14 protein-coding genes are annotated in these 15,689 nt (G+C 36.2%); all 14 read left to right on the top strand.

What is annotated here, in order from left to right; genetic code table 11:
- Nucleotides 1-3 precede the first annotated feature (3 nt).
- A complete protein-coding gene (mraY, locus tag RTY06_RS02265) occupies nt 4-1,245 on the top strand; it encodes a phospho-N-acetylmuramoyl-pentapeptide-transferase (RefSeq protein WP_312822498.1) in 1,242 nt (413 codons plus the stop codon).
- Nucleotides 1,246-1,263: 18 nt separating this feature from the next.
- Nucleotides 1,264-2,607: a UDP-N-acetylmuramoyl-L-alanine--D-glutamate ligase gene (gene murD, locus RTY06_RS02260; RefSeq protein WP_312822496.1), complete on the top strand. Its 1,344-nt coding sequence runs from the start codon at nt 1,264-1,266 to the stop codon at nt 2,605-2,607.
- A 24-nt stretch (nt 2,608-2,631) separates the two neighbouring features.
- Nucleotides 2,632-3,867, top strand: coding sequence for an FtsW/RodA/SpoVE family cell cycle protein (locus RTY06_RS02255; RefSeq protein WP_312419915.1), 1,236 nt, complete (start codon nt 2,632-2,634; stop codon nt 3,865-3,867).
- Nucleotides 3,868-4,980, top strand: a complete 1,113-nt coding sequence (gene murG / locus RTY06_RS02250) for an undecaprenyldiphospho-muramoylpentapeptide beta-N-acetylglucosaminyltransferase (protein ID WP_312822494.1) — start codon at nt 3,868-3,870, stop codon at nt 4,978-4,980.
- Between the two features lie 46 nt (nt 4,981-5,026).
- Nucleotides 5,027-6,403 (top strand): UDP-N-acetylmuramate--L-alanine ligase, encoded by a 1,377-nt coding sequence (gene murC / locus RTY06_RS02245; protein ID WP_312822492.1) that lies wholly within the window; start codon nt 5,027-5,029, stop codon nt 6,401-6,403.
- Nucleotides 6,404-6,454: 51 nt separating this feature from the next.
- The gene (locus RTY06_RS02240; RefSeq protein ID WP_312822490.1) at nt 6,455-7,402 is read left to right on the top strand and encodes a cell division protein FtsQ; all 948 of its coding nucleotides are present in this window, start codon (nt 6,455-6,457) and stop codon (nt 7,400-7,402) included.
- A 21-nt stretch (nt 7,403-7,423) separates the two neighbouring features.
- The gene (ftsA, locus tag RTY06_RS02235; protein ID WP_312822488.1) at nt 7,424-8,809 is read left to right on the top strand and encodes a cell division protein FtsA; all 1,386 of its coding nucleotides are present in this window, start codon (nt 7,424-7,426) and stop codon (nt 8,807-8,809) included.
- A gap of 79 nt (nt 8,810-8,888) precedes the next feature.
- On the top strand, nt 8,889-10,763 hold the full coding sequence (ftsZ, locus tag RTY06_RS02230; protein WP_312822486.1) for a cell division protein FtsZ: 1,875 nt from the start codon (nt 8,889-8,891) through the stop codon (nt 10,761-10,763).
- Nucleotides 10,764-10,811: 48 nt separating this feature from the next.
- Nucleotides 10,812-11,165 (top strand): four helix bundle protein, encoded by a 354-nt coding sequence (locus RTY06_RS02225; RefSeq protein WP_312822484.1) that lies wholly within the window; start codon nt 10,812-10,814, stop codon nt 11,163-11,165.
- 67 nt (nt 11,166-11,232) lie between these two features.
- The gene (locus tag RTY06_RS02220) at nt 11,233-11,679 is read left to right on the top strand and encodes a GatB/YqeY domain-containing protein (protein WP_312822483.1); all 447 of its coding nucleotides are present in this window, start codon (nt 11,233-11,235) and stop codon (nt 11,677-11,679) included.
- A gap of 255 nt (nt 11,680-11,934) precedes the next feature.
- Nucleotides 11,935-12,345 carry a BrxA/BrxB family bacilliredoxin gene (locus RTY06_RS02215; RefSeq protein ID WP_116034570.1) on the top strand — a complete coding sequence of 137 codons (411 nt, stop codon included), beginning with the start codon at nt 11,935-11,937 and terminating at the stop codon, nt 12,343-12,345.
- Between the two features lie 105 nt (nt 12,346-12,450).
- A complete protein-coding gene (locus tag RTY06_RS02210; protein WP_312822481.1) occupies nt 12,451-13,389 on the top strand; it encodes a ribose-phosphate pyrophosphokinase in 939 nt (312 codons plus the stop codon).
- Nucleotides 13,390-13,432: 43 nt separating this feature from the next.
- Nucleotides 13,433-14,074, top strand: coding sequence for a 50S ribosomal protein L25/general stress protein Ctc (locus RTY06_RS02205; protein ID WP_312822480.1), 642 nt, complete (start codon nt 13,433-13,435; stop codon nt 14,072-14,074).
- Nucleotides 14,075-14,165: 91 nt separating this feature from the next.
- Nucleotides 14,166-15,683, top strand: coding sequence for a GH3 auxin-responsive promoter family protein (locus tag RTY06_RS02200; protein WP_312822479.1), 1,518 nt, complete (start codon nt 14,166-14,168; stop codon nt 15,681-15,683).
- Nucleotides 15,684-15,689 lie beyond the last annotated feature (6 nt).

The following is a 15,689-nucleotide window of genomic DNA, read 5'->3' as shown; positions in this document are numbered from 1 at the left end:
AATATGCTATATTATCTATATGAATATTTAAACGCTCACGGAATCCACGTTCCGGGAATGAACTTGTTCAAATACATTTCGTTCCGCGCAGCGATGGCAGTTTTGTTTTCGCTGATTATTGCGATGGCTTACGGAAAAAGAATCATCAATTTCCTGAGAAGAAGACAAATGGGAGAATTGGTGCGTGACCTTGGTCTGGAAGGACAAAAACAGAAAGAAGGAACGCCGACAATGGGAGGTTTGATTATCATTTTGGCAACAATCATTCCGGTTTTGTTGTTTACCAGAATTACAAATGTTTATATCGTTCTTTTAATCATTTCGGTTTTGTGGATGGGAGCGATTGGTTTCTTGGACGATTATCTTAAAAAAGTTAAGAAAAATAAAGACGGATTGAGCGGAAAATTCAAAGTAATCGGGCAAGTTGGTTTAGGTTTAATTGTCGGAGTTACAATGTACTTTCACCCTGAGGTTGAGGTTAAGAGAAAATATGCCGATGCAACGGTTATCAATAGAAATAATGTAGAGCAGAACTTTATGCCGGACGAGAAAATTCCGGTTTCTACCGTTCCTTTTACTAAAAATAATGAGTTCGATTATAGTGGAATTTTATTTTGGATGGATGATGCAAAAGCGCACGAATGGGCTTGGATTGTTTTCATTCCGATTGTGATTTTCATTGTAACAGCAGTTTCCAATGGAGCCAATATCACGGACGGAATTGACGGATTAGCAGCAGGAACAAGTACGGTGATTTTGTTGACTTTAGCATTTTTCGCCTACGTTTCAGGAAATATGATTTTCGCTGATTATCTGAATATTATGTTCCTTCCTCATATGGGCGAAACCACGATTTTTGCGCTCGCTTTGGTTGGAGCAGTTATCGGATTTTTCTGGTATAATACTTATCCAGCGCAGATTTTTATGGGTGACACGGGAAGTCTGATGTTGGGCGGTGTGATTGCAGTTTTGGCAATTATCCTTAGAAAAGAATTATTGATTCCTGTTTTATGTGGCGTATTCCTTATCGAAAATCTTTCAGTGATTTTGCAGGTAATGGTCTTCAAATATAGAAAAAGAAAACACGGGCTAGAATATGCTCAAAATAATAGATTATTCAAAATGTCTCCACTGCATCATCATTATCAGAAAGAAGGATTTCACGAGAGCAAAATCGTGAACCGAATGATAATTATTGGTGTAATGCTGGCAATTATTTGCTTAATCACTTTAAAAACTAGATAAAAAGACTAATAACCACAGATGAGAGTAGTGATACTTGGAGGAGGCGAAAGCGGCGTTGGTGCTGCGTATCTGGCAAAAGCCAAAGGCTTTGATGTCTTTCTTTCGGATATGGGAATTATCCGTGAGAACTACAAAAAAGAATTGGATGAGCTTGGGATTGATTATGAAGACGGAACACATTCCGAAGAAAAAATTCTGAATGCTGATTGGGTCATAAAAAGTCCGGGGATTCCGAAGAAAGCAGAAATGATTCAAAAGATTCAAGAAAAAGGAATCAGATTGTCTTCTGAGATTGAATTTGCTTCGGAATTTACAAACGCAAAAATTATTGCGATTACAGGAAGTAATGGAAAAACGACGACAACGTCTTTGATTTATTACATCTTGAAAGAAGATGGATTCAATGTCGGATTGGGCGGAAACATCGGAAAGAGCTTTGCAAAACAGGTAGCAGAAGAGAATTTTGATTATTATGTATTGGAAGTGAGTAGTTTCCAGTTAGATGATATTCAAAATTTTAGACCATACATTTCATTGTTGTTGAATTTGTCAAAAGACCATCTTGACCAGTACAATTACAATTATGAAGAATATGCTTTGGCTAAGTTCAGAATTGCTGAAAATCAGGAAGCTAACAATTTTTTCATCTACAACAAAGATGACGAAATGAGCAAGTCGATTCTTGAAAAATTAGATTTGAAAGTGACCAAAGTTCCATTCTCATTAGATGAAAAATTGGAAAAAGGTGCTTTCTCGATTGATGAGAATTTTGTTGTGAATATCAATGAAGGTTTCACAATGAATATCGACGAATTATCATTGGTTGGAAAACATAATGTGGCGAACAGCTTAGCGGCGAGTATTGCAGGAAAGTTGTTGGAAATCAGTAATGAAAGTATCAGACATTCATTAATGACATTTCAAGCGGTTGAACACAGATTGGAACCTGTTGCTGAAATCAGAGGAGTAAAATTCATCAATGACAGCAAAGCTACAAACGTAAACGCAACTTACTTCGCTTTGGAAAGTATGAAACAGCCGGTTGTCTGGATTGTTGGCGGAAAAGATAAAGGGAACGATTATACAGAAATCGAAGAATTAGTCAAGAAAAAAGTAAAAGCAATTGTTTGCTTAGGAGTTGATAATCATAAGATTATTGACTTTTTTAAAGATAAAAAAACAGAGATTTATGACACTTCCAGTATGCAAAAAGCAGTAGAAGTTTCTAAATCGATTGCAGAAAAAGGAGACGTTGTTTTGTTGTCACCTTGTTGTGCAAGTTTTGATTTATTCAATGGTTATGAAGACCGTGGTAATCAATTCAAAAAAGAAGTTTTAGAAGAATTGACAATTAAGAATTAAGAAAATTAATTCATTTAAAAATAAATGGAAAACCAAACTACAGAAAACAAATTCGAATTGCTGAAAGGAGACAAGGTTCTTTGGTCGGTTATCATTTTGATATCCTTCCTTTCAGTGTTTCCGGTTTATTCTGCAAGCTCGAATCTGGAATATATCGTGAATAATGGGACTACAACCGGTCACGTTATCAAGCATATTTTCTTCGTTTTTTTAGGGTTGGGAATTATGCGTTTTGTAGGAACTATTAAATACGAATACATCGGGAAACTGAGTTCCATTTTGCTTTTGTTCACCATTGGATTATTGTTGATTACAACATTCACAGGTCAAAAAATTGAAGGCGCAAGTGCTTCGCGTTGGTTGAAAATTCCAGGAACACCGATTTCTTTTCAGCCGTCGTCATTCGCTTATTTGATGTTGATTATTTATCTGTGCAGATATTTAACTAAGAAAATCAAAAGAGAAAGACTTCCTCTGGAGAATATCATTTACATATTCGGACCAATTCTGATTGTTTTCGGATTGGTTGCAAAAGACAATGGTTCAACTGCTTTGATGATTATGATGGTTTCAATTATCATCTTGATTATTGGTCAATTGGCTTGGCAATATGTAGCGGGATTTATCTCGCTTTCAGTGGTTTTCATTGTAATGTTTTTAGTGATTGCACTCAATACAAATCTACTTGGTGGAAACCGTGTTCACACCTGGATGAGCCGTATAGAAACCTTCTCAAACTCGAAAAAAACGGCAGATGTTGAAGACGAAAGTTTGAAGGCGAAAAACTATCAGGTAATGCAAGCGAAAGCCGCTATTGTTCACGGCGGATTCAACGGAATTGGACCTGGAAAAAGTGCTTTGAAACAGACATTACCACAATCGGTTTCGGATTTTATTTTCGCAATTATTGTAGAAGAATATGGCTGGATTGGAGCGTTTGTTTTGATTAGCCTTTATATGATAATGATTATCAGGATTGTGATGATTGCTAGTAAAATGCCCGCATTTTTTGGGTCTCTGCTCGTGCTTGCAATTGGATTAATGATATTTATTCAATTATCGGTAAATATTGCCGTTGCCGTGAATCTGATTCCGGTTACAGGACAGCCTTTACCACTGATAAGTTATGGAGGAACATCGATGTTGGTAACTTATATTCAGTTAGGAATTATTTTAAATGTAAGCTCCAGAATTCAGGTTTTTGATGAAGAAGGTTTAGGCAAAAGACAAAGTATCGAAGAAATAAATGATATCGCATAGATGAGCAAAAAACTGAAAATATTAATGAGTGGCGGAGGAACTGGTGGACACATCTTTCCTGCGGTTGCGATTGCTCAGGAAATCAAAAAAAGATTTCCCGATGCAGAGTTTTTGTTCATTGGTGCAAATGGAAAAATGGAAATGGAAAAGGTTCCTCAATCCGGATTCAAAATCGAGGGATTGAATATCGCCGGATTCGACAGAGGTAGTCTTCTGAAGAATATTGGGCTTCCTTTCAAAATCATTTCCAGTTTAATGAAAGCTAAGAAAATCATCAAAAATTTCAAACCAGATTTTGCGGTTGGAACTGGTGGTTTTGCGAGCGGCCCGGCTTTATATATTGCTGCGAAAATGGGAATTCCGACTTTTATTCAGGAGCAGAATTCTTTGCCCGGAAAAACGAATGTTTTCAATGCGAAAAAAGCGAAAGCAGTTTTCACAGCTTATCCGGATATGGAAAAATTTTTTCACGGAACGAAAACTTATTTCTTAGGAAATCCAATTCGTCAGAATATCATTACGGATTTGATTGATAAAGATTTAGCTAAAGAAAAATTAGGCTTAGATAAAAATAAATTAACGATTCTTTCAGTTGGTGGTTCTCTTGGTTCCAGAACTCTGAACAACGGCTGGAAAGATAATTTTGATAAACTGAAAGAAAAAGATTATCAGTTAATCTGGCAGACTGGGAAAACGGATTTTAAAGAGATTTCTGACAACAAGCAACTGACAACCAACAACCAAATCCAGATTAGAGAATTCATTTCTGATATGGCTTTGGCTTATTCAGCGGCGGATTTGATTGTTTCCAGAGCTGGTGCGATTGCGATTTCAGAATTGGCTGTTGCGAAAAAACCGGTTTTATTGGTTCCGTTTCCATTTGCAGCGGAAGATCATCAAACCAAAAATGCTTTGACTCTGGTTGAGAAAAATGCAGCTAGAATGGTAAAAGATTCTGAAATGAAAGATAAATTCTGGAACACACTTTCAGAAATCTGTGAGAACGAAAATCTTAGAAAAGAAATGTCAAATAATTTGGAATTTTTTGCAAAACCAAAAGCAGCAGAAGGGATTGTGGATGAGATAATTAAAACTGTACAAAGTAAATTGTAGAAAGTACATTGTACATCATACTTTTTACATTAATACAATAAAGAAAATGAGCATCTTAAATAAATATCAAAACTTCTATTTCATCGGAATCGGTGGAATTGGGATGAGTGCACTGGCGAGATATTTTCACGCTAACGGCAAAAATGTTTTGGGTTATGATAAAACGCCAACAAAACTGACTGCTCAAATCGGTTTTGAAGGTATTGATATTACGTTTGAAGATGTGATTGATGAGAAAATTGTGGCGTTGGATAAAGAATCAACATTAGTTATTTATACGCCAGCAATTAAGAAACTCGGAATTCTAGATTATTTCGCAAGTGAAAGCTTCGAGATTCTGAAACGTGCGAAAGTGTTGGGATTGATTACCGAGAATACAGATTGTATCGCCGTTGCAGGAACTCACGGAAAGACAACAACTTCTACTTTAATTGCGCATTTGTGCAAAGAAGCTAATCTTCCGTCATCTGCATTTTTAGGTGGAATTTCTGAGAATTTCAAATCGAATTTTGATTACAACGGCAATCAGTTTTCTGTGGTTGAAGCGGATGAATACGACAGAAGTTTCCTAAACCTTTCTCCGGATTGGGCGGTTGTAACATCGATTGATGCAGACCATTTGGATATTTATGGAGACAGAGTTCAGATTGAAGATGGTTTCCGTCAGTTTGCAGGTTTGGTTCCGAATGACAATCAACTGTTTGTCAGAAAAGGAATTGCGATTGGAAGAGAACATCAGACTTATGCTGTTAATGAAGAAGCAGATTTTTATTCTGATAATCTGAGAATGGACCACGATAAAATCTATTTCGATTTTCATACTCCAACGCAGGAGATTGAAGATTTTGTTTGGGAAATTCCGGGGATTCATAATGTTGAAAATGCGACGGTTGCGTTGGCAATTTTAAGCAATTTGGGTGTTGATTTCGATACTTTGAAAAAAGCAATCGCCAATTTTAAAGGCATCAAGAGAAGATATACTAAACATATTTTCGATAACGGAAAAATCTATATCGACGATTATGCACATCATCCAACAGAACTGAATGCAGTTATTGGTTCAATAAAAACCTTTTATCCAACTAAGAAATTGCTGGTGGTTTTTCAACCTCATCTTTTCAGCAGAACGAGAGATTTTGCTGAGGATTTCGCTAAAAGTCTGGAAAAAGGAGATGACTTGTTATTGTTAGATATTTATCCAGCGAGAGAACTTCAGGAGAATTTTGAAGGAATTACTTCGAGCTGGTTAGCAGAAAAAATTGAAACAGAAAACAAAGAAGTCTGCACATTGCAGGAGACTTTTGAAAAAATAAAAGAAAAAGACTTTGATATTTTATTGACAGTCGGAGCGGGAAACATTGATACACTTTACGACGCGATTATGGAATGGCTTCCAACATTAGAATTAAAAATTAATAATTAAAAATTAAGAAAATACTTTGTACATCATACATTGTACTTTATACAAGATAGAATGAAAAATAAGTGGAGAATATTGAAGATACTCGTGACAGTTATCCTTTTTGGATTTCTGCTCAGTTTCTCGTTGAAGCGTTTCAACAACGCCAAGATGGAGAATGTATCTATCAATATGAACCAAAGCAAAACGCCGGTCTATTTCATTGATGAGAAGGACATCAAAGATTTGGTAAAGCAATACAATCCGACAAGAAAAATCGGAGATATGAAGATTCCGGAACTGGAGAAAAAAATTAATGAAAACCCATTTGTTGATAGTGCGAATGTTTATATGAATCTGAACGGGAATCTGAATGTTGATATCAAACAACGTGTTCCGGTTTTCAGATTAAGTAAAAATGGAAAAGATTTTTATGTGGACGAAAAAGGTGTTGAATTCCCGATTTCGAGAAACTTTTCTTATCCGTGTATGCTGGTAATGGGCGATGTTGATGCTTCGGAATATAAGGAATTGGGACAATTGGTGGAAAAGATTGATAAAGATGATTTCAGTAAAAAATATTTCATCGGAATCAAAAAAGAAAAAGGCGGTTACAATCTTTTGACAAGCGACGGAAATTACAAAGTTGAGATTGGAGATTTAGATAATATTGATTTTAAGGTTAAAGGATTTAAAACTTTTGTAGAAAAATATCTGGTTTATCAGAATCCGAATAAGTACAAAAAGATTTCGGTTAAATACAATAATCAGATTGTAACCACACTGAATCCTTATTTCAAAGAAAACGATAGTATTCTGAGAAATGCACCAAAAATTGAAATAAAGTCAGAAGTAGAAAGTCATAAGACGGAAGAGAAAAAATCGGAACCCAAGAAAGAAACTTCGAAACCGATAAAAGTAGAGAAGAAATCTGAACCGAAAAAAACTTCGGAAAAGAAAAAGGAAACATCTTCCAAATCGTCTTCTGACAAAAAGAAAAAAGCAAAAGTAGTAGTAGAATAAAAAAATCAAATCGAGCATATAATGGAAAATCAAGAGTATTCAGTAGGTCTGGACATTGGGACAACTAAGATTGTCGCCATTGTCGGAAGACGTAACGCTCACGGGAAAATCGAAATCCTGGGCGTTGGGAAGGCTAAAAGTCTTGGCGTTCACAAAGGAATTGTGAACAACATTTCCCAAACCATCAATTCCATCAAAACTGCAGTTGCAGAAGCGCAATCCAGCGCCGGTGTTCCTATCCATAAGGTAACTGTAGGAATTGCAGGAAAACATATCCGTTCTCTCCAACATTCGGATTATATAATGAGAGAGCACCCGGATAGATACATCACAGAAGATGATATCGAAAAACTAAAAGACCAGGTAAAGAAATTGGTAATGTTACCAGGCGAAGAAATCATCCACGTTTTGCCTCAGGAATACAAAGTAGATTCTGAAGGCGAAATCCAAGAACCAATCGGGATGCACGGCAAAAGATTAGAAGCTAACTTCCACGTTGTTGTGGGACAGATGGGTTCTATCAGAAACATTGCAAGATGCGTTCGTGAAGCTGGTTTGGAGATGGAAGCATTGACATTGGAACCTTTGGCATCGTCTGAAGCGGTTCTTACAAAAGAAGAAAAAGAAGCAGGCGTTGCGATTGTTGATATTGGTGGTGGAACTACGGATATCGCTATTTTTAAGGACAACATCATTCGTCATACTTGCGTGATTCCTTACGGAGGTGGAATTATCACTGATGATATTAAGGAAGGATGTTCAATCATCGAAAAACACGCAGAACAACTGAAAGTAAAGTTCGGTTCGTCTGTTCCGGAATTGGAAAAAGACAGCACATATGTAACAATCCCAGGATTGCACGGTCGTCCGGACAAAGAGATTTCGTTGAAGGTTTTGGCTCAGATTATCAATGCAAGAGTTGAAGAAATTCTTGAAATGGTAAATACAGAATTGAAAGCTTACGGCGCATTCGAACAAAAGAAAAAACTGATTGCAGGAATCGTTTTGACAGGCGGTGGTTCCAACTTGAGAAACCTTCGTCAATTAGCGAATTACACAACCGGATTCGACAGCAGAATTGGTTTCGCTAACGAATATGTGGCGAACGATAAAAACCAATATTTGAAAGGACCAGAATTTGCTACGTCAATTGGTTTATTGATGGAAAGCCTCAAAATCCGAGATAAAAGAATTCTTCCAACAGAGGAAAAAATTATTGAAGAAGTTGTGGCAAAAGCAGAGCCCGTTTCTCAGCCAACTCCAACTGCGGAAGTTGAAAGACCTCAACCGGTTCAGCATATCGAAGAAGTGTCGAAACCAAAAGAAGAAGTCAGAAGAAGCAAACCAACTTTCGGACAGTCTCTAATGGATAAAGTGAAAAAATTCTTTGAAGAAGTAGAAGAGTAAAAAACGAATGATTAATGATAAATGATGAACGGTTTTCATCGATTATCATCCATCAAATATCAATTATAAAAAATATAAAATGGACAATATAACTAATACACAGGGATTTTCATTTGACCTTCCAAAAGGGAATTCTGCCATCATCAAAGTAATTGGTGTTGGGGGCGGTGGAAACAACGCTTTGAAACATATGTACGAGAAGGGGATTTACGGCGTAGATTTCGTGATTTGTAATACAGATGCACAGACTTTGGATAACAATCCGGTTTCTAATAAAGTTCAGTTAGGAGTAACGATGACGGAAGGTCTAGGTGCAGGAGCAGACCCAGAAGTTGGAGAAAAAGCGGCGATTGAAAGTATCGACGATATCAAAGCAGCAATGGGACAAAATACCAAGATGGTTTTCATCACTGCCGGAATGGGCGGTGGAACTGGAACCGGTGCGGCGCCTGTGATTGCAAAAGTGGCAAAGGAAATGGGTATTCTGACAGTAGGAATCGTAACCGTACCTTTTAGTTTTGAAGGAAAAAGAAGATTGGACCAAGCTAATTTAGGTTTGGAAAAATTGAGAAATAATGTTGATTCTTTGATTGTCATTAATAATGATAAATTGAGACAACAATTCGGAAATCTAGGTTTCAAACAAGGATTCTCCAAAGCCGATGAAGTTTTGACTAATGCTGCAAAAGGAATGGCAGAAGTTATTACAGGTTATTTCGATGTGAATATTGACTTCCGTGATGCTAAATCTGTTTTGGCTAATTCCGGAACAGCATTGATGTCAACTGGTGTTGCGACTGGTGAGAAAAAAGCGGAAGAAGCTGTTAAAAAAGCATTGGATTCTCCTTTATTGAATGACAACAAAATCACTGGAGCGAAAAACGTTCTACTATTGATTAGAAGTGGTGTTTCCGAAGTGACGATGGACGAAATCGGTGTGATTATGGATTATATCCAGAAAGAAGCTGGAAATACGGCAGACATCATTTTCGGAGTTGGAACAGACGAAGAATTAGGAGATGCAGTTAGCGTTTTGGTGATTGCTACAGGTTTTTCTAATGAAGATAAAAAACATTCTGGAGTTACAGAAACCATCAAATATACTTTGGAAGATAGACCAAGTCCGTCATCTCACAGAGAATCACCTTTCAAAAGCAGAGCTCAACAAGAGGCAAAACCAGAAGTACAATCGGGAAAGAATTTTTTTCGATTAGAAGATGAGGACGATTTTGGAACTTCAAACTTTCCAACTAATTCAGTTGTAGAAAGTCTTGTAGAAGAAGTTAAAACCGAAACTCAAATCATCGAAAACGAGGAAATCCAAGATTTCTCAAACGATTATAATTCTAACTACGATAAACGAGAATACAACCTTTTCACTTTCGAAGAAGATGCTTATGAAGAAGTAGATTTGGAAGCGCAATCTTTTTCTTTCGAAGTGGAGGATAAGCCAAAAGCATCTTTCAAAGAAGAGAAAATAGAAAAGCCGGTTGAAGTAACTTTCACAATCAACGAGCCAGCTGTTGAAGAAGATTTTCCTGTAATCGAAAAGCAGATTATTTCTGAAGTTAAAGAAGAAATCGTTAACGAAATTATCGAAGAAAAAGTTGAAGAACCAACTCAATTTTCTTTCGCTGTGGAAACTAAGGAAGAAATTGTAGAAGAGAAAAAGGCTGAGCCTGTTCAGGAAACTGAAAGCGGATTCACTTTCTTCAATAAAACACCTGATGCTTCAAAAGCTTTGGAAAGAAGAAACAAGTTGAAAGAATTCAATTCAAGATATCAACAATTTGATAATGATAATGTTTTTGAAACAGTTCCGGCTTTCAAGAGAAAGAACATCAACATTGATGGTTCTAATGCATCTGACCAGAATATCAACACGTATTTGTCTGATAACAACGGAAGTATGCAACTGAGAGAAAACCGTTTCCTTAACAAAGATGTAGATTAGTTTAATGTAGTAATGTAGAAATTTAACAGTGTAACAATTAATACAACAATGATAAATTTTGAAAATAATCCGTTAATTCAAAAAACAGTCAACTTCTCTTTAGATATTATTAAGTTCTGCGAATTATTGGAAGAAAAAAAGAAATTTGTTATTGCAAAACAGTTATTACGTTCTGGAACAAGCATTGGTTCAAATTCTTTTGAAGCGCAAAATCCACAAAGTAAAAGTGATTTTATTCATAAAATAAAAATTGCCTCAAAGGAACTTGAAGAAACAAAATATTGGCTGTACTTGTGTAAACATTCCAAAAGCTATCCTTTTGATGAGAAGCTCGCACAGCAAATAATTGAAATCGGAAAAATAATTTACAAAATATTAAGTACAAGTCTAAATAAGAATTAATATAACAATGTAGCAGTTTATATAATTGTTACACTGTTAAATTTTTAGATTGTTAAATTGAAATATTATGAGTTTAGAACAAACAATAAGCGACGCGATAAAAACCGCAATGCGCGAGAAAGACAGAGTAGCTTTGGATTCTCTTCGTGCAGTGAAAGCGCAGATTCTGTTGTTGCAAACCGAAGCAAGAGGCGCTGAAGTTACAGCAGAACAAGAGATTGCTATTTTGCAAAGAATGATAAAGCAGAGAAAGGATTCCTATGACCAATTTACAGCTCAGGGAAGAACTGACCTTGCTGAAGTAGAAGAAGCACAATCCAAAGTGATTGAGAAATTTCTTCCGAAACAATTGTCTGCTGAGGAACTGGAATCAGAAATCAAAAAAATTATTTCTGAAACCGGAGCAGAATCTCTAAAAGATTTAGGAAAAGTAATGGGCGTTGCTTCCAAAGCATTAGCCGGAAAATCAGACGGAAAGAGTATTTCCGAAATGGTTAAGAAGTTACTCTCCTAATTATAAATGATAGTTGATAAAGGATAATTGATAATCATTTATATTTTATCAATTATAAAAACTGGATATACTTAAATTTGCATATCGATTTGATTAAACCCAAAGTCTTCGGATTTTGGGTTTTTGTTTTTGAAAATCTGGACAAATTGGCTCAATAGATTTTTGGTATAATTTTAATAGAATCATTAATGTAATAATCAAAATAATAATTGATTAAATTTGCAATTCAAGAATTAACCTAAAATATATTTTAATATGTATCCAGCAGATTTAGTATTGCCAATGAAGGCAGAACTTACAGATAAAGGTTTTGAAGACCTTACAACACCAGCACAAGTTGATGCAGCTCTTAAGCAGTCAGGAACAACATTATTGGTAATCAATTCAGTTTGCGGATGTGCGGCTGGAGCGGCAAGACCAGGTGTTGTTTACTCTTTGACAGGTGAAAAGAAACCAGATCATTTGGTAACAGCATTCGCAGGATTTGATACAGAGGCGGTTGCAGAAGCTAGAAAATTACTAGCGCCATTCCCACCAAGTTCGCCAGCTGTTGCACTTTTCAAAGACGGAGAGTTGGTGCATATGTTAGAAAGACACCACATCGAAGGTAACCCTGCAGGCGCTATTGCTGCGAATCTTCAGGCCGCTTTCGAAGAATATTGCTAAGAACAAAAAAGACCAAAATAGAAATGTTTTGGTCTTTTTTTTATTAATTCTTTAAAATCGATTTTCAGATTTTTCATTATTTTTTAAATTTGCAAAAAAGTAAAAATGTCAGATCAAGCAAGTTATTTGTTTTCTACCAGAACCAGCCACGTGTTGGCAGAAAAAATTGCTCAGAGCTATGGGCAACCATTAGGAGTTATTAATTTTCAATATTTTAGCGACGGAGAATTTGAGCCAGTTTTGGAACAATCTGTAAGAGGCGCAAGGGTTTTCCTGATTGCTTCAACATTTCCACCAGCAGACAATCTTTTGGAGCTATTATTAATGATTGATGCTGCGAAAAGAGCTTCAGCAAAAAATATCACGGTTGTAATTCCTTATTATGGATTAGCAAGACAAGACAGAAAAGACAAACCGAGAGCACCAATCGGAGCAAAATTGGTAGCCAATCTTTTAACTGCAGCCGGAGCTACAAGAATTATGACAATGGATCTTCACGCAGATCAAATCCAAGGTTTCTTCGAGATTCCTGTGGATCATCTTTATGCTTCTACAATTTTCATAGATTATATCAGATCTCTTAATTTGGAAAATTTGACCATTGCTTCTCCGGATATGGGAGGTGCAAAAAGAGCAAAGAATTATGCTGGTCATCTTGGAGCAGATGTTGTTATCGCTTACAAAGAAAGAAAAAAAGCTAATGTTGTTGAAGAAATGTTCCTAATTGGAGATGTTACAGACAAAAATGTGATATTGATTGATGATATGATTGATACCGCAGGAACACTTTGCAAAGCAGCAGATATCCTAATGGAAAAAGGAGCAAGATCTGTAAGAGCAATGGCGACACACGGTGTACTTTCTGGAAAAGCTTATGAAAATATAGAAAACTCAAAGTTATTGGAAGTTATTGTAACAGATTCTATCCCAGTAAAAGAAGGTCAATCGTCAAAAATAAAAGTTTTGTCTTGTGCTGACCTCTTCTCTGACGTGATGAAAATGGTACACGAACATAAATCTATAAGTGGGAAGTTTATTATTTAAAAAAAAATAATATCTTTGCACCCTTAAAATAATTTTATACAAAATGAAATCTATTACAATTCAAGGTACAAAAAGAGAAAGCGTGGGCAAAAAGTCTACTAAAGCTTTACGTGATGCTGAATTAGTTCCTTGTGTTGTTTACGGAGGTGAAACTCCTTTGAACTTCTCTGCAGAAGAGAAAGCTTTCAAAGGTTTGGTTTATACTCCTGAAGCACACACGGTATCTATTGAGGTTGACGGACAAACAATCCCAGCTGTTCTTCAGGACATCCAGTTCCACCCGATTACAGACAAGATCATTCACGCTGATTTTTATCAGTTGAGCGAGGACAAACCAGTTATTATGGAAGTTCCTGTAAGAATTACAGGTCGTTCTAAAGGTGTTGTTGCAGGTGGTGTTCTTAGACAAACTTACAGAAAACTAAAAGTAAAAGCTATCCCAGCTAACTTGCCAGACGAAATCGTTGTAGATATTACAGCGCTTAAGATTGGAAACAAGTTCTATGTAGAAAGTCTTAAAAATGATAAATATTCTTTCATGCACCCAGACAATGCAGTAGTAGTTGCTGTTAAGATGTCTAGAAATGCTAGCAAAAATGCTGCTGCAGGACAAGATGATGACGATGAAGAAGAAGTAACAGAAGGAGCTGCTGAGGCTACAACTGAAGCAACTTCAGCAGAATAATAATTAGATAATTATTATAAATTATATAAGCCGTAGAAAATCTCTACGGCTTTTTTATTACCATTCCCAAAATTTATTATATTTGTGAAGAATGGCAACGAAAGCACTTTTTAACTCGGTCGTCAATTGGTTTATTCTTCAGAGGATAGATCAGATAGAACATTTTAAAAAATATCCTACAGAAACTCAGGAGGGGCTTTTGTTCTCGCAGCTCTTCCATGCAGAAGAGACTGAGTATGGACAGAAGTATGGTTTCAGTACGATTGCCAATTATAAGGATTTTCAGAAAAAAGTGCCTATTGTCTGCTACGAAGACTTTGAACCTTATATAGAAAAAGCAAGACAAGGCCAGAAAGATGTTTTTTGGCCAGGAGTTATTAGACAATTTGCAAAATCTTCTGGAACTACGAATGCTAAGAGCAAATATATTCCTATTACGGATGAAAGCTTAGAAGACTGCCATTACAAAGCAGGTAAAGATATGGTTGCCATCTATGTCAACAACCATCCAGAAAGCGAGTTATTTCAACATAAGAATCTAAGACTTGGTGGAAGTGCAGAGATGTATCAGGATTTCAATACCAAGTTTGGAGATTTGTCAGCAATCTTGATTGATAATTTGCCTTTTTGGGTAGAGATTATCAATACCCCAAGCAAAAAGACCTCCCTAATGTCCGAATGGGAAAGTAAGATGAAGGCTATCATTGGTGAAGTTAAGTACGAAGATGTCGGTAGCCTCACTGGTGTTCCTAGCTGGATGATGGTTTTGCTTCAAAGAACATTACACGAAACGGGAAAAGAAAGTATTGGAGAACTTTGGCCAAATTTGGAAGTGTTTTTTCATGGTGGAATTAGCTTCAAACCGTATAAAAATCAGTACAAAGATATCATAGGAAAAAAAATTCGCTATTACGAGATTTATAATGCATCCGAAGGTTTTTTTGCAATTCAGGATCAAAAAGACAGTGATGAGATGCTGCTGATGTTGGACTACGGAATTTTCTATGAGTTCATCCCAATGGATCAATATTATGCTGGAGTTCGTGAGGCAATTCCTATTTCGGAAGTGGAATTGAACAAGAATTATGCTGTTGTCATTACTACCAATGGCGGTCTTTGGCGTTATCTGATAGGTGATACTGTTAAGTTTACTTCCATCGCTCCTTATAGAATCAAAATATCGGGTAGAACAAAACATTATATCAATGCTTTTGGAGAAGAACTGATGATTGATAATGTAGAAACGGCACTCAAAATGGTTTGCGAACAGTTGGATGTCAGTATATCAGATTATACTGGCGCTCCGGTTTTTATGACTAATAATAACAAAGGATGTCACGAGTGGATTTTCGAATTTACCAAGAAACCTAATTGTATCGATGAATTTACAGAGATCTTCGACAAAACCCTGAAATCCTTGAACTCTGATTACGAAGCAAAAAGATATAACGATATTACATTAAGAAAGCCAATCGTTCATTCTGCAAAATCAAATCTATTCTATGAGTGGATGGCAAGTCGTGGCAAGCTAGGTGGACAAAACAAAGTTCCAAGACTAAGCAACGATCGCGAATATATCGAACCATTACTAAAACTAAATAATAACTAAAAACTG

It is taken from the genome of Epilithonimonas sp. (assembly GCF_032055105.1).
Lineage (GTDB): Bacteria > Bacteroidota > Bacteroidia > Flavobacteriales > Weeksellaceae > Epilithonimonas.
Note: the sequence above shows the minus strand (reverse complement) of the source record. Positions and strands in the feature narration are given on the sequence as shown.

What these genes read in the sequence shown, in the direction of transcription:
- mraY (WP_312822498.1), top strand. Translation starts at nt 4, where the DNA reads ATGCTATATTATCTATATGAATATTTAAACGCTCACGGAATCCACGTT.
- murD (WP_312822496.1), top strand. Translation starts at nt 1,264, where the DNA reads ATGAGAGTAGTGATACTTGGAGGAGGCGAAAGCGGCGTTGGTGCTGCG.
- RTY06_RS02255 (WP_312419915.1), top strand. Translation starts at nt 2,632, where the DNA reads ATGGAAAACCAAACTACAGAAAACAAATTCGAATTGCTGAAAGGAGAC.
- murG (WP_312822494.1), top strand. Translation starts at nt 3,868, where the DNA reads ATGAGCAAAAAACTGAAAATATTAATGAGTGGCGGAGGAACTGGTGGA.
- murC (WP_312822492.1), top strand. Translation starts at nt 5,027, where the DNA reads ATGAGCATCTTAAATAAATATCAAAACTTCTATTTCATCGGAATCGGT.
- RTY06_RS02240 (WP_312822490.1), top strand. Translation starts at nt 6,455, where the DNA reads ATGAAAAATAAGTGGAGAATATTGAAGATACTCGTGACAGTTATCCTT.
- ftsA (WP_312822488.1), top strand. Translation starts at nt 7,424, where the DNA reads ATGGAAAATCAAGAGTATTCAGTAGGTCTGGACATTGGGACAACTAAG.
- ftsZ (WP_312822486.1), top strand. Translation starts at nt 8,889, where the DNA reads ATGGACAATATAACTAATACACAGGGATTTTCATTTGACCTTCCAAAA.
- RTY06_RS02225 (WP_312822484.1), top strand. Translation starts at nt 10,812, where the DNA reads ATGATAAATTTTGAAAATAATCCGTTAATTCAAAAAACAGTCAACTTC.
- RTY06_RS02220 (WP_312822483.1), top strand. Translation starts at nt 11,233, where the DNA reads ATGAGTTTAGAACAAACAATAAGCGACGCGATAAAAACCGCAATGCGC.
- RTY06_RS02215 (WP_116034570.1), top strand. Translation starts at nt 11,935, where the DNA reads ATGTATCCAGCAGATTTAGTATTGCCAATGAAGGCAGAACTTACAGAT.
- RTY06_RS02210 (WP_312822481.1), top strand. Translation starts at nt 12,451, where the DNA reads ATGTCAGATCAAGCAAGTTATTTGTTTTCTACCAGAACCAGCCACGTG.
- RTY06_RS02205 (WP_312822480.1), top strand. Translation starts at nt 13,433, where the DNA reads ATGAAATCTATTACAATTCAAGGTACAAAAAGAGAAAGCGTGGGCAAA.
- RTY06_RS02200 (WP_312822479.1), top strand. Translation starts at nt 14,166, where the DNA reads ATGGCAACGAAAGCACTTTTTAACTCGGTCGTCAATTGGTTTATTCTT.